The sequence below is a fragment of the Phocaeicola sp. RTP21198st1_B8_RTP21198_201120 genome, assembly GCF_040929485.1.
Taxonomy (GTDB): Bacteria; Bacteroidota; Bacteroidia; order Bacteroidales; family Bacteroidaceae; genus Phocaeicola; species Phocaeicola dorei.
The window spans coordinates 13,917-39,228 of the sequence record NZ_JBCOCI010000020.1 but is presented as its reverse complement, the minus strand read 5'-3'; the positions used below and the strand labels follow the sequence as shown (position 1 = coordinate 39,228).

Genomic DNA, 25,312 nt, shown 5'->3' with positions numbered 1-25,312 from the left:
TAGGAGAACGCGGACAACACTTGTTACATGTTGTCCGCGTTCTAAAAAATAGTTGTCCGGTATTGTTATTCCACAATGGTCATTTCATCTACCAAGTGTTTCGCTCCTGCAAACTTATCAATAATAAATAAGGTATAGCGGATATCCACACAGGCTGCACGTTGTAACTGGGGATTATAAGCAATGTCACCGGTCAGTCCTTCGTAGTTGCGGTCAAAGCCGGTACCGATCAATTCTCCTTTATTATTGAAAACGGGGGAACCGGAATTACCTCCTGTATTATCTGTTCCTGTAACAAAACAGAGGGGCATTTCACCATTCTTCATGGCATAGCGTCCGAAGTCTTTCTTGTTATACAGGTCCTTTAGTTTGGCCGGAACCACGAATTCGTAGTTGTTCGGATCCTCTTTTTCCATCACTCCTTTCAGCGTGGTGTAATAGTTGTATTCCACACCGTCTTTGGGGCTGTATGAACCTACTTTACCGTAAGTGAGACGTAACGTGGAGTTGGCATCCGGATAAATAGGAGTACCTTCATGCTGTTTCAGCTTCATCATGCCCTCCACCCAAGTTTTATGGGCCAGATTATAAGCGTCGGTTTCAGCTTTCATGGCTGCATCGGTATCTGCATAACCTTGGTCTACTGATTTGGCATATTGCACCATCAGGTCATTTTCCAATGTCTTGGCATCCGGTTTTGCCACAAAGCTGTTGAAGGCCTCACGGCTTCGGAAGATGGATGTATCAAAACAAGCATCGACAAAGGCGTCAATGTTTCCTTTAAATTCTTTGTCTATTACTTTAAAGATACTGATGCGCTGTCCGGCCGGAATTAATTCTGCGTAAGTTTTCAGCAAAGCTTTGGAAACTTTGCGGTCTACTTCGGGATTATAATCTTTATTGAAAAACTTATCAGCCTGTTTGCTCAGTTTGCTTAATGCATGATCCAGCGGGCTGATTTCTTTAGTGGCGTGAGGTACTTTATATCCTTCTTTCAATGCTTGCAGGACTTTATCTGTAGAAGGAATTTTATAGAATTCCGTTCCCAGTTTGCAAACTTCATAAATGGCTTGCTGATGATATACGGCATCATGGCGTTTGCTCACGATTTCCCGGATAGCGTCGAAGGCTTTCTGATAGGCGTCTGTACCCATTTCACGTCCATAAGCCAGAAGCTTTTCCTGTTGTTTCTTTTTAGTATCAAGTACTTTCAGGTGAACCAGCCCTTCGTTCATACCGATGGCATTTTTCCAGTAGTTGGCTGATGAAGCGTATTTACTGGCGTACTGGATGCGTACTTTATCACTTTTCAGCATTTCTTCCAGCAGATTATTCAAACGTACGGTGCGGATGGTCTTACGCATGAAGTTGGTAGTCTGCATACGTTCTTCCACTTCGTCCGAAATCATGTATCGCCAGTTGCGTCCGGGGAATCCCATTACGAAAGTGAAGTCTCCCTCTTTGATTCCTCCCAGGTTGATGGTCAGATGTTTTTTCACCTTCAAAGGTACATTGCTTTCGTTATAGTCAGCCGGTTTACCGTCGGGTGTTGCATAAATGCGGAACATGGAGAAATCGCCACAGTGACGGGGCCACATCCAGTTATCGGTGTCAGCTCCGAACTTTCCGATGGAAGAAGGAGGAGCGCCTACCATGCGGACATCTTTATAGATGGTCTTTACAAACAAGTAATAGCGGTTGGCTCCGTAGAAAGGCTTTAGTTCCAAAGCGGTGAACGGAGTGATTTCTATCTTTTCTTGTTCGGCAAAACGTTTGGCTACTTTGCTCAGATAGGAGGGGGACAGGTAGTTCAGTCCTTCCGGATCCTCATCTTTGGCCAGTTGTTTCTTTACGTAAGGAGTGACGTCCAGAATTTTGTCTATGAAGGTGACAGTCAGCCCCTTGCAGGGAAGTTCTTCTTTGCGGCTCATAGCCCAGAAGCCGTCAGTCAGATAGTCGTGTTCTACTGAACTGTGTTGTTGGATATAGCTGTAACCGCAATGATGATTGGTCAGCACAAGACCTTCAGCAGAAATGATTTCACCGGTACAACCGCCTCCGAAATGCACTACGGCATCTTTCAGACTGATGCTGTCCGGACAATATACTTTATCAATGCTGATATCCAGTCCCATATCATACATGGTGGCCGCATTCTGTTCTTTCAGATCAGTCAGCATCCACATCCCCTCGTCGGCATGGCCGGCAAGGGTTGTGAGGGTAAATAGCGAGAGTAATAGTGTCTTTTTCATTATTCAACAATAGTCATTTCGTCAATCAGGTGTTTGCATCCGCCCAATTTGTCGATGATGAATAATACATAACGTATGTCCACTGCGATACAACGCTGCAGGTTGTTGTCGAAATTAATGTCACCACTCAGTGATTCCCAGTTACCGTCAAAAGCGGCGCCGATGAGCTCACCGTTACCATTGATGACAGGAGAACCTGAATTACCGCCGGTAATATCATTGGTAGTCAGGAAGCAAGCAGGCATATCACCGTTAGGTAATGCATAACGTCCGAAATCTTTTGCTTCATACAATTCCTTCAGTTTGGCGGGAACAACAAATTCCGGATTGGTCGGATCTTCTTTTTCCATGACACCTTTCAGTGTGGTGTAGTATTTATAATGTACTCCGTCTTTAGGGTTATATGACTTCACATTACCGTATGTCAGGCGGATAGTGAAATTTGCATCCGGGGCTTTGGGTTCCGGTGAATACATTTCACACAGGCCGCGTACATAAGTTTTATGTAATAAGTCCATGCCTTTCATAGATTCGGCCAGTTCGTTTCCCAGCTTGTTCATCAAGTCATATTTAGCCCGTACATATGCTGTCATCGGATCTTTTTCTATGGCTTTCACGGTAGGTTTCTTGATGAATTTATTGAAATTCGCTTCGTTGGAGAAGATGGAATTGTCATAACAATGGTCTACGTATGCATCATAATTCCCTTTGAAATCCTTCTGGATGGTGGTGTAGAAGGCAGGTAAGGCATCGGCAGGAACCATTTCGGCATACAGGGGCAACAGAGCTTTGGCCACTTTGCGGTCTACTTCATGATCGTAGTCCTTGTTATGTACATCGGCATATACTTTTTTCAGCGTTTCAATATTTTTATTAATCGCTTCTTTATCTTTATTTTTGATTGCTTCTTTCAGCTTGTCCAGAATCAGATAAGGTGTGCCGAATTCTATACCTCCTTGAAAGACTTCACGGAAACAGGTGTAGTTATAAAGAATAGGATTACTCTTTTCGATGGCGGCATCAATTTCGCTGACTACTTTTTCATAATCGGTGTTGCCTTTGGCTTTAGCAAATGCTGCGAACTTGGCTTCCTGTTCTGCTTTTGTTTCCAATACCTTATTGTCGATAATGGCTTTATTCATGCCGATAGAGTTTTTCCAATAGTTGCTGGAACCTGCATATTTGCTGGCGTATTGGATACGTACTTTGTCACTGGCAGCCATTTCTTTCTTCAGTACATCCTGACGCACACCACGTATGCGGATACGGGGTTCGTTGGTGGAATGCATCCGTTGTTTCACTTCACTTTGAGTTAGATAGCGGTTGGTGCTTCCGGGGAATCCCATAATCATGGCATAGTCACCCTCGTTAATACCTTTCAGGGAGATAGCCAGATGCTTTTTGGCTTTCAGAGGAACATTGTTTTCATTATATTCTGCCGGTTCGCCATTGGCATCCGCATAAATGCGGAAGACGGAGAAGTCGCAAGTATGACGGGGCCACATCCAGTTGTCTGTTTCACCACCGAATTTACCGATGGATGAAGGTGGAGCGGCAACCATGCGTACGTCGCTGTAGGTTTTCAGATAAATCAGATAGAATTTATTGCCTGCATAGAAAGGCAGAGCTTGTGCGCTGATACCTGCTTTCCCGTTCAGGTCACTGGCTTTCAGTTCCTCGTCGGCCAGTTTTTTCAGGAAGTCGTATTCAAAGGTTTCCTCTTCTTTTACTTCGCCTGATTTTACTTTATTGTTTACTTTATCTGTGACATCAACAATGCGTTCTACAAATTTGAACTTCAATCCCGGAGTCGGCAGCTCTTCTTTGCGGCTTTTTGCCCAAAAACCATCAGTCAGATAGTCATGTTCTACCGAGCTATGTTGCTGTATCGCTCCGTAGCCACAGTGGTGGTTGGTCAGGATCAGTCCGTCCGGTGAGATGATTTCACCGGTACATCCTCCTCCGAAAATGCCTACTGCATCTTTTAATGAAACGCGGTTCGGGTTATAAATGTCGTCTGCTTCCAGCAGTAAGCCTTGTGCTTTCATGCGGTCTGCCAAATGCTGCTCTTGCATCAGTTGCAACAGCCACATACCTTCGTCTGCCTTCGACGGCAAGAATGCTACACACATCAATGCGAGCAATAAAAGTTTGAATTTTTTCATGTTGTGTACTAATTGTTATTTCTTTATCCTTATATCGGTTACAAAAATAGAAAAAAAGAGGGAACTTTGCACTATAAATTGCCTTCTCGGTAATAATCTTCTATTTAGTTTTAAATTTTAATAAAATGTTTTTGTCACTAAATTATAGATTGTACCTTTGTATGCGAAAAATAGTAATGGGGCGTAGATAAGCATGAATAAACTTTTTTTCTCTGTGGTATCTTTATTGGCTTTTACTTCATGTGCCAGTGAGTATAAGATAGAAGGTAGTTCTTCTGTTTCTCGTCTGGATGGGAAAATGCTATTTGTAAAAGTTCCTAGTGGAGACCGGATGCTGAGTATTGATTCGGCAGAGGTGATTCATGGAATGTTCAAGATGGAAGGTATAACCGATTCTACTTCAATGGCATCCTTGTATATGGATGATGAGAGTATCATGCCTTTTGTCATTGAAAAAGGAAAAATATCCATCAGTATCGACAATGCCCGTATTGTGGTTACCGGAACTCCGTTGAATGATCGTCTGTATGATTTTGTGGGAAAAAAGACTTCTTTGGACGACAGAGCGTACGAGCTGGAGCGTCAGGAGAGCCGTATGATTATGGATGGAAAAGCGCCGGATGAAATTCAACGTGAGATAACGAGAGAACGTGAGAAACTGGCTGCTGAAATGAATGCATTGGCTAAGGAGTTTATCCAGAAGAATTATGATAATGTATTGGGACCGGGTGTTTTCATTATGTTGTGCAGCAATTTTCCTTATCCTGTCATGACTCCCTTGATTGAGGAAATTATAGAGGAGGCTCCTGACCGATTTAAAAACAACTCCTTGGTAAAGGAGTATGTGACGGTAGCCCGTTCGAATATGGAAAAATTAAAAGCTCCCCATTAATGAGGAGCCTTTTTTATCTGTCTTGGTCTGGATTGTCTATCTTTCCTTGATATTTTTCAGGTAAGTCTTTCTCAATTTCCCTGTAAGCCTCTTCCATGGTCGCTTTGATGTTTTCCATTCCCTGGCTTTGCGGATAAATGGGCTTGTGTACGACTAATGTCATAGGATGCCAGGATATAAAACCGCCGGTACGGGGAAGAATATTAAAGGAGCCGATAATAGTGAGTGGTACTACGGGAAGTTGCAAATCATCCGCCAGTTGGAAAGCGCCTTTCTTAAAATATCCCATGTGCCCGGTAAAAGTACGTGCACCTTCGGGAAATACCACTAGAGAAGTTCCATTCTGTAGTACGTGACGGGCATGTTCTATGGTTTCTATTACTTTCTTGGGACCGGATTTATCAACGAATATATGTCCGGCAGCTTCACAGGCTTTGCCGACGAAAGGCATTTTGCGCAGACTTTTTTTCATCATCCATTTAAAGTTTCGTCCCAGAAAACCATAAATAAGGAAGATATCGAAAGATCCTTGATGATTGGCTACAAACACGTAGGATGTTTTTTTAAGTACTTCCGGATGTCCTACTACCTTGACAGGAATAAGTAATACATAGCAGAAAAGCTGTGACCATATCTTTCCCGGATAATATCCCCAAAAATGCGGATCGCCTATCCATGAACCAATAATGGTAACTATTGCTGTAAGTATGGTTAATACCAGCAAAATGGGAAGTGCTATGAATAGTTGGTATAAAATATATAGTACTTTCATTTGTCTGAATTTTAGTTGTACAAAGATAGAAAAACTATTTTATATTTTATGTAACGTGATTACAGTAATTTCCGGCCATGCTCCAAGGCGCATAGGAAACATCAGATAGCCTAAACCGATATTGACAAACAAGGATTGTTTTCCTTCCTGGTATAAACCGTTGTGTTCGGGATATACGAATTTGGCAGGAGAGAAGCCAAACAGGCTGAATTGCATTTCATGGGTGTGTCCTGAAAGCATTAGCTGTACATCACTTTCCGGCAAGACTTCTCTGTGCCAATGAGTGGGGTCATGGCTCATTAATATTTTATACATTCCTTCCGTTCCTTTTAATGCTTTCTGCAGATCTCCGTGATTGGGAAATGGGGGATTTCCGCTGTTCTCTACACCTGCCAAGGCTATACTGTCTCCATGATGATGTAGAATGACATGATCGTTATTGAGCATCTTCCATCCCATTGCAGCCTGTTTGGATTTCAAGCTGTTTAGATTGGCTTCTTGAGCTTCTTCTGTTTCCCATTTTATATAAGGAGAATAGTCATGGTTGCCTAAAACGGAATACACTCCGTCTTTTCCTTTTATCTGTTCTAGAATAGGGATAAATTCGTCCAATTCCGTTGCCACGTTATTGACCAAGTCACCTGTAAAAAGTACCAAGTCGGCATGTTGTGCATTAATGAGGTTTACAGCTTTCTGTAAGGCAGCACTGTTGCCGCTCCAGCTACCGGAATGGATATCAGATATTTGTACAATGCGGTAGCCGTCAAAACCGCTAGGAAGTTCATCGGAACTGATGGTTACCTCCCTGATTTGAAAATGTTGTTTTCCTTCGGTTGCTCCATATACTACATATACTAAAGAGGCTAAAGCCAATCCTCCCGCTACATATCCTCCATACAGTTTTTTGCCGGAGATGATATATAGGAGCTTCATAAACAGGATAACAATGACGAAAAGTGCCTTGGGTACGGAGAAGCAAAGAAAAATCAATAAGAAATTGCTAAGTCGCTGCATGGAATCCGGACGTGGCTCGTGTATAGAAAAGACTAATGTCATTCCCAATAAAAGAAACAGACTGGGAAGCCAATAGGCCCAATGTGTCCATTTTTGGGAAACACGGCGTATATATGCTTTGTATATATACATATCGGGCAATATCAGTAGCACTAGAAAAAACAGAAATAATTTTATCAGCATCATAATTTATTCGTTTTTTATAGATTGGCGGCGAGAAACTTTTTAGTTTCTTCTATACTCATACCCCGGCGGGCGGCGTAATCTGCCAATTGGTCTTCACCTATTTTTCCGATGGAGAAATAGCGGGAGGCCGGATGAGCAAACATGAGTCCGCATACAGAGGCATGGGGCTTCATCATACCATTCTCGGTCAATGAAATTCCTATTTGCTTCATATCCAGCAACTCGTCTAATAAGAAATTGATGGACTGGTCGGGTAAGGAGGGATAACCCACAGCAGGACGTATCCCTTGATATTTTTCATTATGCAGGTCTTTTACGCTTAGATTTTCATCAGGTGCATACCCCCAAAGTTTTTTGCGTACATCTTCGTGTAGCTTTTCTGCAGTAGCTTCCGCCAGCCTGTCGGATAGCGTTTGTGCTAACATACGTTTATAGTCATCTTCTGCATAAAGTTGTTCCATCTCTGCATCTACCGTGGTGGCAAATGCTCCGATTTTATCTGTAATCCCCGAGGACAGAGGACGTACAAAATCACTCAGACATAGAAATGGGTCATCTTTTTTCAATTTTGCGGCTTGTTGGCGCAAAAGCGGGAAACGCTTGCCATTCAGCAGTAAATCATCTCCATCCGCATTAGCATCCATGATGTTGACCACTCCATGAGTTTGATACACTGCGTCCAGCTGGTTCAACATCCGGTTTGCCTCTTTGAAAAGCTGCATGGCTTCACTGGCTTTCGGACGATCTTCTTCCGTAAAACTAGTGAGCCACATGGCACGGCATGAATCACACCCATGTATGTCTGCGATGGCGGCAAATTTGGGCTGGAACCCCCATGCGTGGAAAAAATAAATCCAATTAATATATTCGCTGACTTCGTGAATCTTGTAATCTACAATCATCTTTTAAATCTTAATTCTTGTCCGCGATGGCTTTCATCTACTTTGTTGTCACTGTAAACCAAGTCACCATTGACGAATGTTTTTTCTACTCGTGAATGGAATTTTTGTCCTTCCATCGGACTCCATCCGCATTTGCTTAAAACGCAATCGGCTGTTACAGTCCATTCATGATCCGGATTTACTAGTACCAAGTCAGCTTGATAACCGGGGCGGAGGTAACCGCGTCTTTCAATATTATATAATTCGGCCGGTGCATGGCACATTTTTTGAACCAATTGTTCTATGCTTAATACGCCTTCGCGTACTAATTCCATGATGGCGACCAATGAGAACTGTATCATCGGCATACCCGATACGGCTTTCAATGCCCCACCTTCCTTTTCTTTCAGCAAATGAGGGGCATGGTCTGTACCTATTACATCTATGCGGTTGGTGGATAATGCTTTGCGCAAAGCATTCCGGTCTTCTAAAGTTTTGATGGACGGATTGCACTTGATATGTCCTTTCAATGCCTCATAATCTTTGTCATAGAAGTATAGATGTGACACGCAAGCTTCCGCAGTAATCTTTTTTTCACTCAGGGGTTTGTCTTCAAACAAATCCAGTTCTTGTGCGGTGCTGATGTGCAGGATGTGCAGGCGGGCATTGTTTTCTTTTGCCAGCCGGATGGCTAATGAGGAAGAATATACACATGCTTCCGCACTACGTATCTGTGGGTGGTATTTTATATCAGGATCTTCTCCATATTTTTCTTTGAAGGCTGTTGTATTGGCGCTGATTATAGATTGTTCCTCACAATGTGCTGCAATCAGTATCCCTGCATTGGCAAATACTTTTCTAAGTACTTCCATGCGGTCTACCAACATATTTCCCGTGCTGGCTCCCATAAATAATTTAACACCGCATACCCGGTTTTTATCTAGTGTGGGGAGTACATCCGCATTCGTATTGGTTGCTCCGAAATAGAATGAATAGTTTACGATGCTTTTGGTTGCCGCATCCGCAAACTTGGCATTTAAAGCTTCCAAGGTTGTAGTTTGCGGAGTGGTGTTGGGCATGTCCATAAAACTGGTGACTCCACCTGCCGCCGCCGCTGTGCTTTCAGTATGTATGTCGGCTTTGTGAGTCAGTCCCGGATCACGGAAGTGTACATGATCGTCTATTACTCCCGGTATTAGATAATAGCCTTTCGCATCTATTATTTCTCCACAAGGCTGGGCGGGAACTGTTTCTTCTGCCAGCACTTCAGCTATGACTTCATTTTCAATCACTATCGAACCGTGAAAGATCTTGCCTTCATTCACAATCCGTGCATTCTTTATCCATGTACGTTTCATACTGTTTTCTTTTGTGGGTATTTGCGGAACCAGCTACCCAGTTTTAATTGAATGACTCCTAGTACAGCTTCGCCGAAGATACTTCCGTTCATTTTTGAAGTACCTAATTCGCGATTGACAAAAATCACAGGAACTTCGGCTATCTTGAATCCGCACTTATAAGCAGTGAACTTCATCTCAATCTGGAATGCATACCCCTTAAAACGGATGCCGTCCAGACCGATTGTTTCCAAGACTTCACGGCGATAGCATTTAAATCCGGCGGTAGTATCATGTATGGGTAATCCGGTGATAATCCGTACATATTTGGAGGCGAAGTAAGACATCAGCACACGCCCCATCGGCCAGTTCACTACATTCACACCACTGACATAGCGTGAACCGATAGCTACATCATAGCCTTCAACGGCACATTTGTTATACAGCCTTGGCAGGTCATTCGGATTATGACTGAAGTCGGCATCCATTTCAAATACAAAATCATATTGATGTTCTATCGCCCATTTGAATCCGGCAATGTAAGCAGTACCCAGCCCTAATTTACCTTTACGCTCAACCATGAAAAGACGGTCGGGGAATTCTGTTTGCAGTTTACGGACAATAGTTGCCGTGCCGTCTGGTGAGTTATCTTCAATAATCAATATGTGGAAGAATTTTTCCAGTCCGAATACAGCCCGGATAATGTTCTCTATATTTTCCTTTTCGTTATAGGTGGGTATAATAATAATACTATCGGATTTCTCCATACATTTTTTGTATTAGCTGAATAAATATCATACAAAAGTAACTATTATATTAACACTCCCGTCAGAATTTAATTTTATTAATTAAAAAAAGAGGATTACCCCTGCCTGGCGCACGGATAATCCCCCTATTTAACAGAATAGTTTAGAAATCTTTAGAATGCCACACCAAGGCGGAAACCGAAATTGTTTAATTTATCCATATCATAGTTAAATACGGTTCCCTTGTTAGTAGAGTAGCTGTAGAATGCTGCCAGATGGAAGCCGATACTGTTTGTCCAAGGGTAGATATTCACACCGACTTCTGGTGATACATAGAAACCCCAAGTGTTGTCTTTCACTTCGTAAATGTAAAAGTCACTGGACATTTTGGTATAGTTGGCACCCAGCTTCAATCCGATATAAGGTTGGCATGCACCGTCACTGAAGCGATAGTGTGTCGCGAAACCGAAAGGCAACTGAAATACGGAATGTTGCTGGTCGGTTGTCAGGGCTGCCGAATTGCTGATTGGTAATGTCTGACGTGAAATATACTCATTGTTGGTATGATAATTGATGAAGGCACCGATTGACAAATCCGGTAGTACATAATATCCACCTTCGAAGTTCATACCCCAACCGCTTGCTTTGTTTGCAAAGTTATTGCTGATAGGAGCGTTGAACTGCCAGTCTACATTGAAATAGGTAAACGGAGTTACCTGTGCTTTTGCCGGCAGGGCAAAGGCTATGGCGATAGCGGCTACCGCCATCAGTCTGAGAGTAAAATATTTTATAGTTTTCATATTTCCTTTTTATTTTAAATGAATACTTGTTTCACTTACGTTTATTTTTTCAGATAAGGACTCTGAGTGAATGCTTGGTTGATGGCAGTAGTTGTACGGTTTACATTCAAACTGCCACTTCCGCCCAGCAACCCGCTGATGTATGCATTCCAGACAACAGTTAATTTCTCTTTTTGTCCTTCCGGAGCATTTTTTAAATTAATCATGTCGGCCAGCAATGAACCAGTGCTATAGCTGTAAGTGATAGGATAGGGATAGTACCATCCACCTCCCCAATTGCCGCCCCAGTATCCGGGATACCAATAACCGGGGTAATAGCCCCACCAAGGACCGTCATTGTAGTAGCCATGGAAATAGTAAGTACTTGCTACATAACTCACCTGTAGACCGAGGTCGGCGTCGTCTTTATCAACTGCGGTGTAGCCGGCAGCGTTCATCTTAGTCTTGAATGCATTGATGATGGTCTGTGCATTCTCGTCCTTCCAGTATTCAGGGTCTTTCTTGTCACCGATGATCAGGATGCTGTCAGGGATATAATAAGTACTGAAATCATTGAATTTAGTACTAGTGTCATGACTGGTGAATACCAGATACTCATTGTCCAATTTGTCCATGTCCGGGTCTTTCTCGCAAGATACCAAGGCAAAGACCGCCAGTAGGATAGGAATTAATTTTTTCATGTCAAGTTTTTGTTTAAGTTAATACTAATTGTTTTCGTCTAGTTTCTCTCATACAACGGCCAGCTTATGTTTTTGTTCACTAACAGTCTGTTCTTTAGTGAATTTTTTTGCTGCCGGGTTAATTAGAGTTTCTTTTTTAAAGTGTAATTTAGTTTAGAAACAGCTTTCTTGAAGTCCTTGCCAATCATTGTCAGTGCACTGTCACCCTCTGCCAAAAAGTTTGTCTTTTCGTGTCCCGGAGTAGCGGAAACTAATTGATAAACGATAGCGGTGCTGTCATTAGGAATTCCAATAATAGTTACAACTGTACCACTGTCGGTAAATGCCTGGTTACCATCTTTTGTTCCTAAATAAGTGGTCGTCAGATTGTACGTTCCCAGTGAGTCTTGGCCTGCCTCCTGAAGCGTCAGTTGATAGTTGATTCCTTCGGCATCGGCAGCTGGCAGAATACCTTCATAGCTATATGTTTGTAACTCACCCAGTGTGCTGTCGTTCACAGCGAAAATAGAGTCACTTTCACTTTCGGCTATTATTTCAGCACTTTTGTTTCCTTTAGAGCCACAGGAAACAATCATGGCAGCCAAAGCTGCTGCAATAAATACTTTTTTCATTGTTAAGTCAGGTTTTTAATGGTTATTTGGGTACATAACATCTGTTATGCCCGTTTTGTTTTTAATAAGTTCTCTTTTCAGAAAAAAACAAGACCATGTTTAAAATGCATTAAACATGGTCTTTAATAAATGGGGCGTTGTATCTGGATAAGTCAGACTACCGTAGCCGTATGCCGTTCATACTTCTTCGAATCAGTGAGTTATAGATAATTTTTCCTTTTGATACTTGTTCTTCTGCTTGTGGCAGGTCGGGCATACTTCCTGTCGTAATATAAGCTATGGTGTTCTTCAATAAATACTCTTGGGTGTCTCCCAGTGGGTAGAGAGGGGAGATGAGGTTACGTTCGCTCAATGTGAAATCGGGGGTGATGCCATTTACATAGTTGGCTTGTCCTGCCGAGTTGAGAACGTATGCCACTACCGGCCATAAAATAAAGTTGTAACGCTCATCTTGGTATGGTTCCATGGCTACATTTTTGCCAACAGTCGTTTCACCTATTACCACTACATTTTCTGTGCCTATATATGGACGGAGACAATTTATGACAGCTTCTGAAGCCGATGCAGTAAATTTGCTTGTTAGTACATAAAGCTTGCTTAAATTCAAGTTTTCAGAAGCAAGTCCTGTGTTGAGGGGGAAATCAACTTTTTGCGGGTCACTGATATTATTATACAAAGTTGTGCAAAATACTTTCCCTAGATCTACTGCGGGTGCCAGATAACTTCCTAAATCTGTGGCACAACTCAGATAACCACCGGGATTGTATCGTAAGTCCAGAATAAAAGCATCGGGTGACTGCCCTTTGAACCGGGCGAATATCTGTTTCATTTGTTCCCTGTATTCTGTATCTGTTGCCTGGTTATTGGGGCCTGTACTGAATTCATTGTAGACCATATAGGCTATTTTTCTTCCGGATACTTCATATATGGTATCTATATAGAACGGATTCAATTCTACGGGTCGTGATGCTGCTACTTTGACTGTATCTGTTGCAATCCAGCTGGAATTACCTTCCTCATCAAAAACCAAGCTTTCTCTGGCGAAAGTTGTATTGCCACCTTCCATCAGATATCCGTAATTATTGTTGGTTAGCTCTTCTTTGCCAATGGCTGATATCCAGTTCCCTCGTTCCAATCCGGCTTCTGAGGCTGGTGAATTGGGCAGTACGAATAAAATACGGGCAAATACGTGTGATGAGATTCCGGTGGGATCGGTCATTAATTCAAAATCAAATCCGTAAGTAGAAGTACGTTGCAGGTAGGAACGGGCCGCATCGGAAGTTTCTTTTGTTTCTATATACGAATACGGGTCTCCTTTTCCGTTTTGTGCCTTGGTATAAACCAATTTTTGCAGGAAGTTTTCCGGTTCGGCAAAATAGTCCGTTTCCTTTATTGCCGGAATACTGTCATACCACAAATAATGCTCTTTCATTATTTGCTCTATCCATAAATTCTCTCCAACTAATGCATAGTATTCCCCACTGCGGTCTTCGCCACATGAAGCCATTATAAATAAAGTGGTTAGAAGAAAAAAAGTGCTCCGTATATGCTTCATAATCTAATTCCTTTTTCGATCTGCAAAGCTAGGGATTTTATTTTAAAATAGGGATAAGGTTTGGAATAAATAATCCAAAAAACCTTTATATAAAAAAGAGATCCGCCGGTTAGGTCAAGCAGACTTCACGGCGGACGTTCTTAATTTTTTAGTTCTTTTCAGATTTCCATTTGTCAGCATATTCATTCAGAATTCTGCGGATACTGAGTCCGATTTTGATATAATCTTTCTCGTTCAGGTTGGCAAGTGATACACGTACACTCCATTCGGGTCCGTCGAATCCGCCACCATTCAATACGACCAGTCCTGTTTCATTGGCAAGACGGAATACTACGTCCAATGGATTATAAGTTGTCTGCAGATGTTGTACGAATTCATCTCCGTAAAATTTTTTGGCCCATACCAGCATGTCTATCTCTGAATAATAACCAGCCCTTAGTGGATCGTCGGGGAGAATGAACCCTGTGTTGTCCCATAATGCTTTCAGACGGGTATGGATTAAATTAAGCATGGCATGACGATACGTGTTTTCTTTGTCCAGCAATGAAAAAGAAGCAAAGAGTGACATCTGCATTTGTTGTGGCAAGGACAGTCCTGCTGTATGGTTCAAGGCTACTTGACGGCTATCTGCTACCATACGGTCAATGAATTTAATGTTTTCTACTTGCATGCTCAAGCTGCCATAGCGTTTGGCTAGTTCGCTTTTTCGTTTGCGGGGCAGATTAGCAATCATTCTGTCGAATACATTTTTCTCATGTAAGGCAATTACAGCAAGGCGCCAACCGGTCGCTCCAAAATATTTGGAGAAAGAGTAGACACAAATTGTGTTCTGTGGCAAATCAGCCATTAGGCTGCGGAATCCAGGGACAAAAGTACCATATACATCATCTGTTATAATCATCAGATTGGGATTCCAGCGTGTTACTACGTCTTTCAGGGCATCTACACATTCTTTGCTTAACTGATAACTGGGTGGATTACTTGGATTGACAATAAACAAGGCTTTGTATTTCGTGTCTCGCAGTTTATTGATATCTTCCACTTTGTATTGCCAGGTATGAAGCCCTTCTTCATTTAGAGTATTTGCAGGAATATTGAGCACATCATAATCGTAACGTGTCAATTCGGGTATCTCAATATAGGGTGTAAAGATAGGAACCATCAATGCTACACTATCTCCTTTGTGTAGCAGGAAATTTTCTTCCAGCGAGTCAAATACATAGCACATCCCTGCTGTTCCGCCTTCGGTGGCGAATAAATCGAATTTGCCTTGCGGGGGTTGCCCGTTGCACATTTCCTGATTCAGGTAATCCTGTACTAAAATTTCTGTATATTTCAAGATGCGGTCAGGCATGGGGTATTGGTCGCCTACAATACTTTCGGTCCATTCGTGTACTAGCTCGTCCGGATCGGCTGCATGTTCCATCAGCATATAATTATAGGTACGTTTCAATAGATCTGTCCCCGCATTTCCTTCATGCTTTTTCAGGTATTCCTCAAAACGTTGGGCTATGCCTGTTTTTTGAGGAATACCGGCAATGCCTTCGGGCATGTCCATGACCCGGCGACACTCTTCAATGCCAAAACCGCCCAAGGCAAAGAATGCTTCACGAGCCTCCGTTGCAATCCAGTTGGGATTACCTCTGCCTGCATTCAGCATGACGTGTGCCATTTTCTTCACACTTTCATCTGCCATTTCAATCAAACGGTTTTTTAATTCGAAAGGGCTGATCTTTTCCAAATTCTTGTCCATTCGGGCAACGCTGCTTTTATTACTTAAATATTCCATAATGTATGAGTTTAGTTTTTTTAGTTGATTAATAATACAATGATTACTCCCCAGATGATGAGTAGTGTATTTCCTACGGCGTAGGTCACGGTGTATCCTAAAGAAGGCGTTTCGCTGCCTACTGCTTCTTGTATGGCACCCAATGCAGCAGTGGTAGTACGGGCTCCTGCCGTACATCCCAAAGAGAGGGCGGGATGGAACTTGAATACATATCTGGCTAGAATCAGCCCTAATAATAAAGGCAAGGAAGTAGCCAACGCACCTATGATAAATAACATAGGACCTACTTCTTTTAGTCCCTGTACAAAGCTGGGTCCTGCAGAAATGCCGACTACGGCGATGAACATATTCAAGCCTACATTATTCAGCACCCATAAAGAGGATTCCGGTATTTGTCCGAAGGTAGGGCGTTTGCTGCGCCACCAGCCAAATACTAATCCGGTTATCAGGGCCCCTCCACTAGTGCTTAGGCTAATAGGTACTCCGCCGATATGGATTGCAAGTGCCCCGATGATACCTCCTAGTAAAATGCCGAGTCCTACAAATGTCATATCTGTGGCATTGGTGGGGCGGTCTATATATCCTAGTTCTTTTGCAGCAGATTCCACCTCTTTTTTCAGACCGACCAATTCCAGAGTATCTCCACAGTCGATAGTGGTTTGTGCGAAAACAGGGATATCAATACCTGCCCGTTTGATACGGCGTATACTGACTCCATGCATAAAGCTTTGACGGCGTATGAAGTCCAATTTTTGGTTGAAATATGGCTTTTTGTGTATCATGACAGGGAGTACTTCCACAGGGAAATCAAGCAGTTGGGGATCGACGATTTCTTCTCCAATCCAGTCTTCCTCACCAATGGCGAATTCTCTTCTTCCGCTCAGTACCACTTCGTCTCCTTTTTGTAATAATTGTCCGGGAATAATATCATTGACAATGGAAGATCCATGTCGCATTCTTTCAACAAACAATCTTTTCCCTTGTGAAATAAAATAGGATTCTAGCTGGTCAACGGTCTTGCCGTTGCCAAACCAATCGTTCTCTATGCGGTAAGCGCGAAAAACTACCGGACGGCGTGCTTGTTCAAATCCGGGCTCGTCTGCTTCGCTGGTACCCATTCGGGTTTCTAGCTCTTTGCAGGCGGCTTTCACTTTTTCTAATCCTCCCAACATTTTAGGACCTAAAGAAGAGAGGACCCAGGCAGAGCCTGCCGTACCGAAAATGTAAGTTACAGCGTATGCCACGGGAATGATATTAATCATATCACTTTTTTGGGAAGAGGCTATGTTGAGTCCGTTTATGGTATCTTCCGCTACCCCTATGACGGCAGAGATAGTTTGTGCTCCGGCCAGTAACCCGGCTGTTTCACCGGCATTATATCCCATTAAGGTAGCTAATAACCAAGTGATAACCAAACAACCTACGCACATGAGTACGGCGAATCCTACTTGAGGTAAACCATCTTTTTTCAGTCCGCGAAAGAATTGTGGTCCCACTTTGTATCCGATGGCAAAAAGGAATAAAAGAAAAAACACGGATTTCACCGGTTCTTCTATTGTAATGTTAAGCTGTCCCACTAATACCCCTACTAGCAATACACTGGTGACGATTCCCAAACTGAATTGTTTTATTCTCATTTTTCCAATCCAGAAGCCTGCGGCGATTGTCAGAAAAATCGCCAGTTCTGAATGTTGTCTCAAAAGATGTATAATCCATTCCATATTTCACTTCTTATTATAATTGCTGTTTAAAACAGCGTGAGGGTAAAGAAGTTGAGTTAAAAAGCTCCAAATTGTGCTTAGTTCTAATATTTTTTATTTTATTTGCATAGAGATGATGCTTGACTTATGAAAATGAAGTTGTTTGTAAAATATATTTCTTTATTAATTCTCTTGTTTGTTGTTGGAGGATGTAAAGAAAAAATGGCTGACATGTATGTGACTAAGGTCACCGATTTGACAGGAGAGGAAGAACAAGTTTTGAAATTGGAATATGATCGTGATGGTAAAATTATAAAGTATGGAGATACCCCGGTAAGGTATGAGGGCGACCAAATCACAATCGGACAGATGGATTGTTTGAATACCGGCAATAAGCTTTGCAATGTTACGTTTCAAATAGGAAAAGGCAAGGCGAGGGAAAGTAGGGCCCGTTGTATATTGAAGGTAGAAGAGGAGGTTTATGAAGTTGATAAACAGACTGTCTATGATTATAAAGGAGATACTATTTTTATCAATTCTGATTATCGTGCTACTTCCGATTATCGTTTCTTGAGAAAAGTGCAAGGAAAATATGTTTTTGATCAATTGGGACGGTTGAAGGAAGTAATGACTGTTTTTACTGAAGCAAATGATAGTGTGTCTAGTTGTCATACTTATTATAATTATGATAATAACATTAACTATCAGGCGAATTTGAATTTACAGGCTTATGTGATTGATTATGATGGGGTGGATAGTTTCTTCTATTTTTTATTGAATCTTGGGCAGTTGAGGAATAGAACAGCCTTACCTAATGATATCGGATATTGTATGAATCATGGTTTAAGCACTTATAATGTGCATGCCAATTATCGTCTGGATGATGAGAATCCGGTCAGGATAGAAGTTTTATATAATTATACCAAACTTCTATCCCGAATAGATTTATCTTATAATCCTTTAAATTAATTCATCGGGAAGTATAAACAAGTCTACTTCATTGGCGCCTTGCTTTATCAAGTCTTTCTTATCTATTTGGTAAAGACGGATAAACTCATCATGACTGTCGCATAGTTCCTGGGCTTTGCGATAATATTCTATTGATTTTTCTGTTTCATTCAGGATATAATACACATGTCCTGCATTCATCCAGTCTTCCATAATGGGTTTGGGCTCGGATATCAGCAAGTCGTAATATTTCTTGGCTTGTTGATGGTTGCCGGTAATGAAGGAACACCATCCGATGGCGCGTCGGGCATTCTGTGGCTTTTTATCCAGATACTCCACTTTGAAGAAATAAGCCAGTGCTTCATCGTATCGTTCCAGTGCCATCAGGCATTGTCCTATTTGTAGCGTCAGATTCAGATTGTCAGGCTGTACTTGTTCCACCTTATTATAATATTCCAAAGCTTGTTGGTAGTTTCCTTCTTTTCTATAACATTGTGCCAAATGGCGGTTATTCCATGCGTTATCAGGGATCAGCAGATCTGATTGCAGGTAATAATCTATCGCTTTTTTATAGGAACCGATTTTCTGATAAATGAAACCTGCTTTCTGCCATAATTCAGCATTTTTACGATTGTATAATTCAATTGATTTATCATAGAGAATCCCGGCTTCTGTCAGGTCGTCGTGTGTGAATAGGTAATCTGCCAGCTTGTTGATATAATCTTTGTGCAACAAGGCTTGAGACAATGTTTCTTTATTCCATAAGTCTAGAGTGTCCTCAAAAATGTCATGTATTTCATGTCTTCTTGACCATAATTTGAAGAAACGGTAGAGGTCATGAATATATTGCCGGCTCACGAATTCAGCGCGAGCTTTTGATTGTGACATTTCTTTTAAACGTTCTTTCAGTTCTTCAGAAGCCTCATGTTGTTCGTTCAATTGTTGCTGCATGAGATTTCTTTGGCTTTCCGGCATTTGTAACATGGTAAAACAAAAAGAGTATTTGTCGGAATTGCAGAATACATCCGAGTTCATCAAAATGTTGAGCAGAGAGATTTTTTGTTCGTCATTTCCGAGAGATAATTTGGCGATATCCTGATATTGGGGGTCAAAAGGATAGAACCAGTGAGAAATTTTGCGGAAAAACGGGAATTGTTTCAGCTGTGAAAAGGTACTCATATACACATCCGCCCCGGACATTTGCAGTTCACCTAATTCGCGCAATTTATCGGTAATGCCTGAACGGTCAATCCATTCTTCCCATTCCGGATTATGATCTTCGGCATCTTCATCCAGTCCTTCCAAATTAAGTTTGGGATTTTTCATCATTTCGGGAATGATTTCTTCACGCATTTTCTTGTCTATCTTTCGGGTTTCACGGGAAGATTGCAATAATTGAATCTGGATATGATGCAGGTTTTTGATGAACTCGGTATTTTCATTCAGTTCATTTATGCGCGACACGGCTTCAGGGTATTGAAGGATACGCTTTTCATAATAGTAGCATGTTAGTGCGATCCCTGCAATAGCCCGCTGATTCAGCATGGTATCCTGATGGGTATAGGCGTTCAATAGAAACATGAACTTGCGGATGTCGAATATTTGCAGCAGGCTCATGGTGACGGCGCTGACCATTATGGAAAGGTCGTTGACTTGGATCAATAGTGAGTTGAACAAAATTTGCGCTTCAGCATATTCCGATTCACTCCACCGGGTGGATACCCATATTTTTTCAAATAATTCGTCTACGGCTGTTTCGTGACGTTTTCTCATGGCATCCATTTCTTCATTTCTTTTGGCCTCGGTGGTATATATCAATGGGGCTGTAGCCATATCTTCTGTATATGCCTCCAATTGCATTTGTAATTCGGCATAGCTGTGGGGAGGGCTTTGGACAAAAGTGCGCATTGTGTCATAATAGGCTCCATAATTTTGTGTTGCCTGTACGGCTATATGGATACGGTCGGTCAGTTCGTATGCCGTGCGCAACATTTTATGGTATATTTCTACCTTATTGGGATCTTTCATCCCTTTTGAAGTATATTGCAGCATCAGGTCGTATGACGTTTGCAGGGCTTCTAGCTCATTCTTTAATTGCCAGTCGGAAGTATGGGTGGCATATCCTGTCATTTGGGATAATGCTTCTTTTAACCGATATTGGTCTAATAGTTTTATGATTTCTTCGCGCATATTTTAAAGTTCTATTTGTATGTCTTTTATAAACAAATGCGGGCAGACTTCGGTTCTTGGCTTATTTCAGCCAGGTTGCCCGTTTCCATATATATTCCATCGGACCGTGAGAGTGGTGATTCATCCACCAGCGGCAGAAAGAGAATTGCAAGATGAAGAAAACTATTCCTGCCAGGCAGCTGGCTGTGATACCAAACTGATTGTGCAATGCAAATCCCCAGTTGTAGTATAACATGGAACCTACTATACTTTGAGTGATATAATTGGTAAGGCTCATCTTTCCGTATGGCGTTATTTTCATTAATCCGTCGTGTAAGTTTGTCTTATAAAAAGCGAAGACGACACCGGATACCAGAATCAGCATAAATGCAAAATTGGAAAGCGAGGTGATGATTAGTGAAAGAGGGGTCAGAATGGATTTATTTGTGATAAAGTCTGGTAGCATATTGCCCAACCCATATAAAGGGAAAAATGAGATGAGTGAGCCTGCAAGTACCTTGTTCCATACCTTCAAGTGCTCTTTCAAAAAAAGTCCCTTGCGCCCTATCAGCATACCGAGCAGGAAGAGGGCGGCTGTTTGGAATACCCGTCCGTGATCCCAGGCCCAGGCAAGGCTTGCCAACTGTCCTTCCCATAAATTGACACGGATGGTTTCCAGAAAATTACCATTGCTTTGCACTGCAAAAGTTGCATTCCAGAAGCTGCGGGTGGGGATGGCCGGAGTAACAAATTCCGGATCGAGGCAGGCACGCATTACATAATAAAGCGGCAATGGCTGGATTAATAGCAGACATGCCAATGCAAATATCCATTTGTCTTTCAGCCGGCAAGTCAGTGGCAGGATGAAACCTACTAAAGAATAAAGGACCAGCACTTCCGCTGTGAAAAAACTGGCATTGATATTACCTATCAGGAAAAGAAGAATTAACCGCCAACAAAAACGTAGACGGAAATCATTGCCCCGTAGGCGTTGGTTGTCATCTTGAATAAAAAAACTAAAACCGAAAAGTAAAGCGAATATGGCGTATGCTTTTCCGCCGAACATGAAGAATAACCCGTTCCAAATGGCTTTGTCCGAGAAGTTCAGCCACGCACTTTGTCCGGCTGTATCGGGAAATGAGTAGAAATTAAAATGTTCGATAGAGTGCAGGATGATGATTCCCATCACTGCCAGTCCGCGTAGCACATCAGCTACATCTACACGTGCGTGTCCTTTCAATTTTGTGTTTATTGCTTTTGTTTCCATGGGGTTATATATTAGCGTACAAAAATAGGAAAATCTTGAATAGTTGGCAAAAAAAGGAGGAAGTAATCAGATATTTCTTTAATTTTGTCCCCATCTTAAAAAAAGATATGGATATTTCGGAATTGCAACGTATTTATGCCGGTCATCCTAACACTAAGGGACTGGCTGCGTTATTGGAAGATTCCTCAGTGAGGACTATTTTCCTGGGAGGATTATATGCTTCTGCGGCAGCTTTATTTGTTTCCTCCTTTCTTAGAGAGAATAAACAGACATTTGTATTTGTACTGGGTGACTTGGAGGAAGCGGGTTACTTTTATCATGACCTGACACAGGTGAACGGTGATGAGCATATTTTGTTCTTTCCATCCTCGTATCGTCGGGCTGTTAAATATGGGCAGAAAGATGCAGCCAATGAGATCCTGCGTACGGAAGTGTTGAGCCGTTTACAGAAAGGCGATCCGCTATGTGTGGTGACTTATCCTGAAGCGTTGGCGGAGAAAGTGGTATCACAAAAGGTACTGATGGACAAGACGTTAAAACTTGGTGTGGGTGAGCATGTGGACACAGAGTTTATCACGGAAGTGCTGTCCGGTTACGGATTCGAGCATGTAGATTATGTTTATGAACCGGGGCAATATGCTGTACGCGGTAGTATTATTGACGTCTTCTCTTTTGCTTCCGAGTATCCTTACCGTATTGACTTTTTTGGTGACGAGGTAGACAGCATCCGTACTTTTGAAGTGGAAAACCAGCTTTCGAAAGAGAAGAAACAGAGCATTGCCATCGTGCCCGAGCTGACGAATGCCGCCGACAAGAGCGGGGTGTCTTTCTTTGAATTCATTCCTCGGGAAACAGTTCTGGCAATGAAAGATTTTCTTTGGGTACGTGAAAGAATACAGGTAGTACGGGAGGAGGCACTCTCTCCTCAGGCGCTTGCCGCATACGAGGGAGAGAAGACGGAACTGATGAATTTGGAACTGAAGCTGATAGACGGGGCGGAATTTACAGTACGGGCTTTGGAATTCAAACGGATTGAATTTGGTAACAAACCTACAGGAACTCCACAGGCTACGTTGGCTTTCGATACGACAGTCCAGCCTATTTTTCATAAGAATTTTGATTTGGTAAGCACTTCATTCACTGATTATCAGAAACGAGGTTACACCTTATATATATGTACCGATAGTGAGAAGCAGGCAAAGCGTCTGAAAGATATCTTTGAGGAGCGTGGTGATCATATCACGTTCATTCCGGTCAACAAGACTTTACATGAGGGCTTTACAGATAATGTATTGAAAAGCTGCTTTTTTACAGACCATCAGATTTTTGACCGTTTCCATAAATACAATCTTCGTAGCGACAAGGCGCGTAGCGGTAAGGTGGCGTTGACCTTAAAAGAGTTGAGCCAGTTTGAGCCGGGTGACTTTGTGGTACATATAGATCATGGTGTAGGTCGTTTTGGCGGTTTGGTACGCATTCCGAATGGAAATACCACTCAGGAAGTGATTAAACTTACTTATCAGAATGAGGATGTGGTATTTGTTTCCATTCATTCCCTGCATAAAATATCCAAGTATAAAGGGAAGGAGGGAGAAACTCCCCGCCTGAACAAATTGGGAACCGGTGCGTGGGAAAAAATGAAAGAGCGTACCAAGAGTAAAATCAAAGATATAGCTCGTGATCTGATCAAACTGTATTCGCAACGTAAACAGGAAAAAGGATTTTCGTATAGTCCCGACAGTTTTATGCAACATGAATTAGAGGCAAGCTTTATCTATGAGGATACCCCCGATCAGTTGAAGGCGACCCAAGATGCCAAAGCCGATATGGAGAGCGATCGCCCTATGGACCGTTTAGTGTGTGGTGATGTGGGATTCGGAAAGACCGAAGTAGCGATTCGTGCCGCTTTCAAAGCTGTGACAGATAACAAACAGGTGGCTGTGCTGGTTCCCACTACGGTTTTAGCTTATCAGCACTTTCAGACTTTTAGCGAACGGTTGAAAGATTTTCCATGTAAGGTGGATTATTTGAGCCGTGCCCGCAGTACGAAAGATGTTTCCAGAATAGTGAAAGAACTGGCGGATGGAAAAATAAATATTTTGATCGGTACACATAAAATCATCGGTAAAAGCGTTAAGTTCAAAGATTTAGGATTGCTGATCATTGATGAGGAACAGAAGTTCGGAGTAAGTGTGAAAGAGAAGTTGCGTCAGATGAAAGTGAATGTGGATACACTTACTATGACCGCTACCCCCATCCCCCGTACTTTGCAGTTCTCGTTAATGGGCGCCCGTGATCTTTCTGTTATTCAGACTCCGCCTCCCAACCGTTATCCCATTCAGACAGAGGTGCATACCTTTAATGAAGATATCATAACGGAAGCGATCAATTTTGAAATGAGCCGTAACGGACAGGTATTCTTTGTCAATAACCGCATACAGAATCTGGTAGAATTGGAAGCCATGATCAAGCGGAATATACCCGATTGCCGTGTCTGCATAGGTCATGGACAGATGGAGCCCGAAAAGCTGGAAAAGATTATTTTCGACTTTGTGAACTATGATTATGATGTGCTGCTGGCAACCACCATTATCGAGAGTGGCATTGACATACCGAATGCCAATACGATTATCATCAACCAGGCGCAGAATTTTGGCTTGAGTGATTTGCACCAGATGCGTGGACGTGTGGGAAGAAGCAATAAAAAAGCATTCTGTTATTTGTTGGCGCCTCCGTTGACTTCACTGACTCCTGAGGCAAAGCGTCGTCTTCAAGCCATTGAAAATTTCAGTGATCTGGGCAGCGGTATTCATATAGCCATGCAGGATTTGGATATCCGTGGAGCAGGAAATATGCTGGGGGCGGAGCAGAGTGGTTTCATTGCCGATTTGGGCTATGAAACTTATCAGAAGATATTGGCTGAAGCGGTGAAGGAATTGAAAGAGGATGAGTTTGCCGATCTTTACGCAGAGGAGTTGCAGGCAGCGGGAGAAGAGAAAATCAGTGGCGAGAACTTTGTGGATGAATGTCAGGTGGAAAGTGATTTGGAATTGCTTTTCCCTAATGAGTATATCCCCAGCAGCAGCGAACGTATGTTGCTTTATCGTGAACTGGACGGATTGGAATTGGATAAGGACCTGCTCGCTTTCAAGGCACGGTTGGAGGACCGTTTCGGAAAGGTTCCTCCCGAAGGGCTGGAACTTCTGCGTATCGTACCTTTGCGCAGATTGGCTAAACGGTTGGGGGTGGAAAAAGTATTCTTGAAAGCCGGACGAATGACTTTGTTCTTTATCAGTAATCAGGAAAGTCCTTATTATCAAAGTGCGGCTTTTGGCAAGGTGATTGATTACATGAGCAAGAATCCGCGTTACTGCAATTTGCGTGAGCAGAACGGCAAGCGTAGTATGGTAGTCAAGAATGTGGAAACGGTAGAGACTGCGGTAGGTATTCTGCAGGAGATAGTGAGTTTGTGATAAAAGATGTCTGTATTGGCGGAAACCGGCATTGCCGTAGAGTAAGCAGGATATGTTAACGTAAAATTGAATATT

General features: G+C 42.3%; 18 protein-coding genes. 3 read left to right on the top strand and 15 right to left on the bottom strand.

The features are described 5' to 3' along the window. Nucleotides 1–65 precede the first annotated feature (65 nt). On the bottom strand, nt 66–2,252 hold the full coding sequence (locus AB5935_RS10065) for a S46 family peptidase (protein ID WP_038608890.1): 2,187 nt from the start codon (nt 2,250–2,252) through the stop codon (nt 66–68). Next, nucleotides 2,252–4,417, bottom strand: coding sequence for a S46 family peptidase (locus tag AB5935_RS10060; protein WP_007842344.1), 2,166 nt, complete (start codon nt 4,415–4,417; stop codon nt 2,252–2,254). The genes AB5935_RS10065 and AB5935_RS10060 overlap by 1 nt, the downstream gene beginning before the upstream one ends. Before the next feature lie 193 nt (nt 4,418–4,610). Between AB5935_RS10060 and AB5935_RS10055 the strand changes: the two genes are divergently transcribed. Then, a complete protein-coding gene (locus AB5935_RS10055; protein WP_007837031.1) occupies nt 4,611–5,309 on the top strand; it encodes a DUF4369 domain-containing protein in 699 nt (232 codons plus the stop codon). 13 nt (nt 5,310–5,322) lie between these two features. On the opposite strand, the gene AB5935_RS10050 is transcribed toward AB5935_RS10055, so the two are convergent. The 11 genes from AB5935_RS10050 to aspT form a co-directional block, all read right to left on the bottom strand. Continuing rightward, nucleotides 5,323–6,081 (bottom strand): lysophospholipid acyltransferase family protein, encoded by a 759-nt coding sequence (locus tag AB5935_RS10050; protein ID WP_007837033.1) that lies wholly within the window; start codon nt 6,079–6,081, stop codon nt 5,323–5,325. A gap of 39 nt (nt 6,082–6,120) precedes the next feature. Further along, nucleotides 6,121–7,281, bottom strand: a complete 1,161-nt coding sequence (locus AB5935_RS10045) for a metallophosphoesterase (RefSeq protein ID WP_008652873.1) — start codon at nt 7,279–7,281, stop codon at nt 6,121–6,123. Between the two features lie 14 nt (nt 7,282–7,295). Beyond that, entirely contained in the window at nt 7,296–8,183 is an 888-nt protein-coding gene (locus AB5935_RS10040) for a vitamin B12 dependent-methionine synthase activation domain-containing protein (protein ID WP_007837036.1), read from the bottom strand. Beyond that, nucleotides 8,180–9,520: a dihydroorotase gene (locus AB5935_RS10035; protein WP_008652871.1), complete on the bottom strand. Its 1,341-nt coding sequence runs from the start codon at nt 9,518–9,520 to the stop codon at nt 8,180–8,182. Before AB5935_RS10035 ends, AB5935_RS10040 begins: the two co-directional genes overlap by 4 nt. Next, nucleotides 9,517–10,266, bottom strand: coding sequence for a polyprenol monophosphomannose synthase (locus AB5935_RS10030; RefSeq protein WP_007837048.1), 750 nt, complete (start codon nt 10,264–10,266; stop codon nt 9,517–9,519). Before AB5935_RS10030 ends, AB5935_RS10035 begins: the two co-directional genes overlap by 4 nt. A 152-nt stretch (nt 10,267–10,418) precedes the next feature. Next, entirely contained in the window at nt 10,419–11,045 is a 627-nt protein-coding gene (locus AB5935_RS10025; protein ID WP_007842351.1) for an outer membrane beta-barrel protein, read from the bottom strand. 41 nt (nt 11,046–11,086) lie between these two features. Further along, nucleotides 11,087–11,725, bottom strand: a complete 639-nt coding sequence (locus tag AB5935_RS10020) for a DUF4136 domain-containing protein (protein WP_007842353.1) — start codon at nt 11,723–11,725, stop codon at nt 11,087–11,089. A gap of 122 nt (nt 11,726–11,847) precedes the next feature. Further along, nucleotides 11,848–12,336, bottom strand: coding sequence for a copper resistance protein NlpE N-terminal domain-containing protein (locus AB5935_RS10015; protein ID WP_007837052.1), 489 nt, complete (start codon nt 12,334–12,336; stop codon nt 11,848–11,850). Nucleotides 12,337–12,493: 157 nt separating this feature from the next. Then, nucleotides 12,494–13,891, bottom strand: a complete 1,398-nt coding sequence (locus AB5935_RS10010; RefSeq protein ID WP_007837059.1) for a S41 family peptidase — start codon at nt 13,889–13,891, stop codon at nt 12,494–12,496. 148 nt (nt 13,892–14,039) lie between these two features. Continuing rightward, a complete protein-coding gene (locus tag AB5935_RS10005; RefSeq protein ID WP_038605963.1) occupies nt 14,040–15,680 on the bottom strand; it encodes a bifunctional aspartate transaminase/aspartate 4-decarboxylase in 1,641 nt (546 codons plus the stop codon). A gap of 20 nt (nt 15,681–15,700) precedes the next feature. Beyond that, nucleotides 15,701–17,401 carry an aspartate-alanine antiporter gene (gene aspT, locus AB5935_RS10000; RefSeq protein ID WP_007842372.1) on the bottom strand — a complete coding sequence of 567 codons (1,701 nt, stop codon included), beginning with the start codon at nt 17,399–17,401 and terminating at the stop codon, nt 15,701–15,703. Nucleotides 17,402–17,527: 126 nt separating this feature from the next. On the opposite strand from aspT, the gene AB5935_RS09995 reads away from it, so the two are divergent. Next, complete coding sequence (locus tag AB5935_RS09995; RefSeq protein ID WP_007842373.1) at nt 17,528–18,349, top strand: hypothetical protein; 822 nt, start codon at nt 17,528–17,530, stop codon at nt 18,347–18,349. Here AB5935_RS09995 and AB5935_RS09990 read toward each other — a convergent pair. Together AB5935_RS09990 and AB5935_RS09985 are read right to left on the bottom strand one after the other, a co-directional pair. After that, a complete protein-coding gene (locus tag AB5935_RS09990) occupies nt 18,341–20,518 on the bottom strand; it encodes a tetratricopeptide repeat protein (protein ID WP_038608893.1) in 2,178 nt (725 codons plus the stop codon). The genes AB5935_RS09995 and AB5935_RS09990 overlap by 9 nt on opposite strands. 61 nt (nt 20,519–20,579) lie before the next feature. Then, entirely contained in the window at nt 20,580–21,764 is a 1,185-nt protein-coding gene (locus tag AB5935_RS09985; RefSeq protein ID WP_368327416.1) for a DUF418 domain-containing protein, read from the bottom strand. Nucleotides 21,765–21,871: 107 nt separating this feature from the next. Between AB5935_RS09985 and mfd the strand changes: the two genes are divergently transcribed. Beyond that, complete coding sequence (gene mfd / locus AB5935_RS09980) at nt 21,872–25,237, top strand: transcription-repair coupling factor (RefSeq protein ID WP_038612207.1); 3,366 nt, start codon at nt 21,872–21,874, stop codon at nt 25,235–25,237. Nucleotides 25,238–25,312 lie beyond the last annotated feature (75 nt).

Excerpts from the sequence above, each read along its gene's own strand:
- AB5935_RS10065 (WP_038608890.1), bottom strand. The coding sequence starts at position 2,252 with ATGAAAAAGACACTATTACTCTCGCTATTTACCCTCACAACCCTTGCC.
- AB5935_RS10060 (WP_007842344.1), bottom strand. The coding sequence starts at position 4,417 with ATGAAAAAATTCAAACTTTTATTGCTCGCATTGATGTGTGTAGCATTC.
- AB5935_RS10055 (WP_007837031.1), top strand. The coding sequence starts at position 4,611 with ATGAATAAACTTTTTTTCTCTGTGGTATCTTTATTGGCTTTTACTTCA.
- AB5935_RS10050 (WP_007837033.1), bottom strand. The coding sequence starts at position 6,081 with ATGAAAGTACTATATATTTTATACCAACTATTCATAGCACTTCCCATT.
- AB5935_RS10045 (WP_008652873.1), bottom strand. The coding sequence starts at position 7,281 with ATGATGCTGATAAAATTATTTCTGTTTTTTCTAGTGCTACTGATATTG.
- AB5935_RS10040 (WP_007837036.1), bottom strand. The coding sequence starts at position 8,183 with ATGATTGTAGATTACAAGATTCACGAAGTCAGCGAATATATTAATTGG.
- AB5935_RS10035 (WP_008652871.1), bottom strand. The coding sequence starts at position 9,520 with ATGAAACGTACATGGATAAAGAATGCACGGATTGTGAATGAAGGCAAG.
- AB5935_RS10030 (WP_007837048.1), bottom strand. The coding sequence starts at position 10,266 with ATGGAGAAATCCGATAGTATTATTATTATACCCACCTATAACGAAAAG.
- AB5935_RS10025 (WP_007842351.1), bottom strand. The coding sequence starts at position 11,045 with ATGAAAACTATAAAATATTTTACTCTCAGACTGATGGCGGTAGCCGCT.
- AB5935_RS10020 (WP_007842353.1), bottom strand. The coding sequence starts at position 11,725 with ATGAAAAAATTAATTCCTATCCTACTGGCGGTCTTTGCCTTGGTATCT.
- AB5935_RS10015 (WP_007837052.1), bottom strand. The coding sequence starts at position 12,336 with ATGAAAAAAGTATTTATTGCAGCAGCTTTGGCTGCCATGATTGTTTCC.
- AB5935_RS10010 (WP_007837059.1), bottom strand. The coding sequence starts at position 13,891 with ATGAAGCATATACGGAGCACTTTTTTTCTTCTAACCACTTTATTTATA.
- AB5935_RS10005 (WP_038605963.1), bottom strand. The coding sequence starts at position 15,680 with ATGGAATATTTAAGTAATAAAAGCAGCGTTGCCCGAATGGACAAGAAT.
- aspT (WP_007842372.1), bottom strand. The coding sequence starts at position 17,401 with ATGGAATGGATTATACATCTTTTGAGACAACATTCAGAACTGGCGATT.
- AB5935_RS09995 (WP_007842373.1), top strand. The coding sequence starts at position 17,528 with ATGAAAATGAAGTTGTTTGTAAAATATATTTCTTTATTAATTCTCTTG.
- AB5935_RS09990 (WP_038608893.1), bottom strand. The coding sequence starts at position 20,518 with ATGCGCGAAGAAATCATAAAACTATTAGACCAATATCGGTTAAAAGAA.
- AB5935_RS09985 (WP_368327416.1), bottom strand. The coding sequence starts at position 21,764 with ATGGAAACAAAAGCAATAAACACAAAATTGAAAGGACACGCACGTGTA.
- mfd (WP_038612207.1), top strand. The coding sequence starts at position 21,872 with ATGGATATTTCGGAATTGCAACGTATTTATGCCGGTCATCCTAACACT.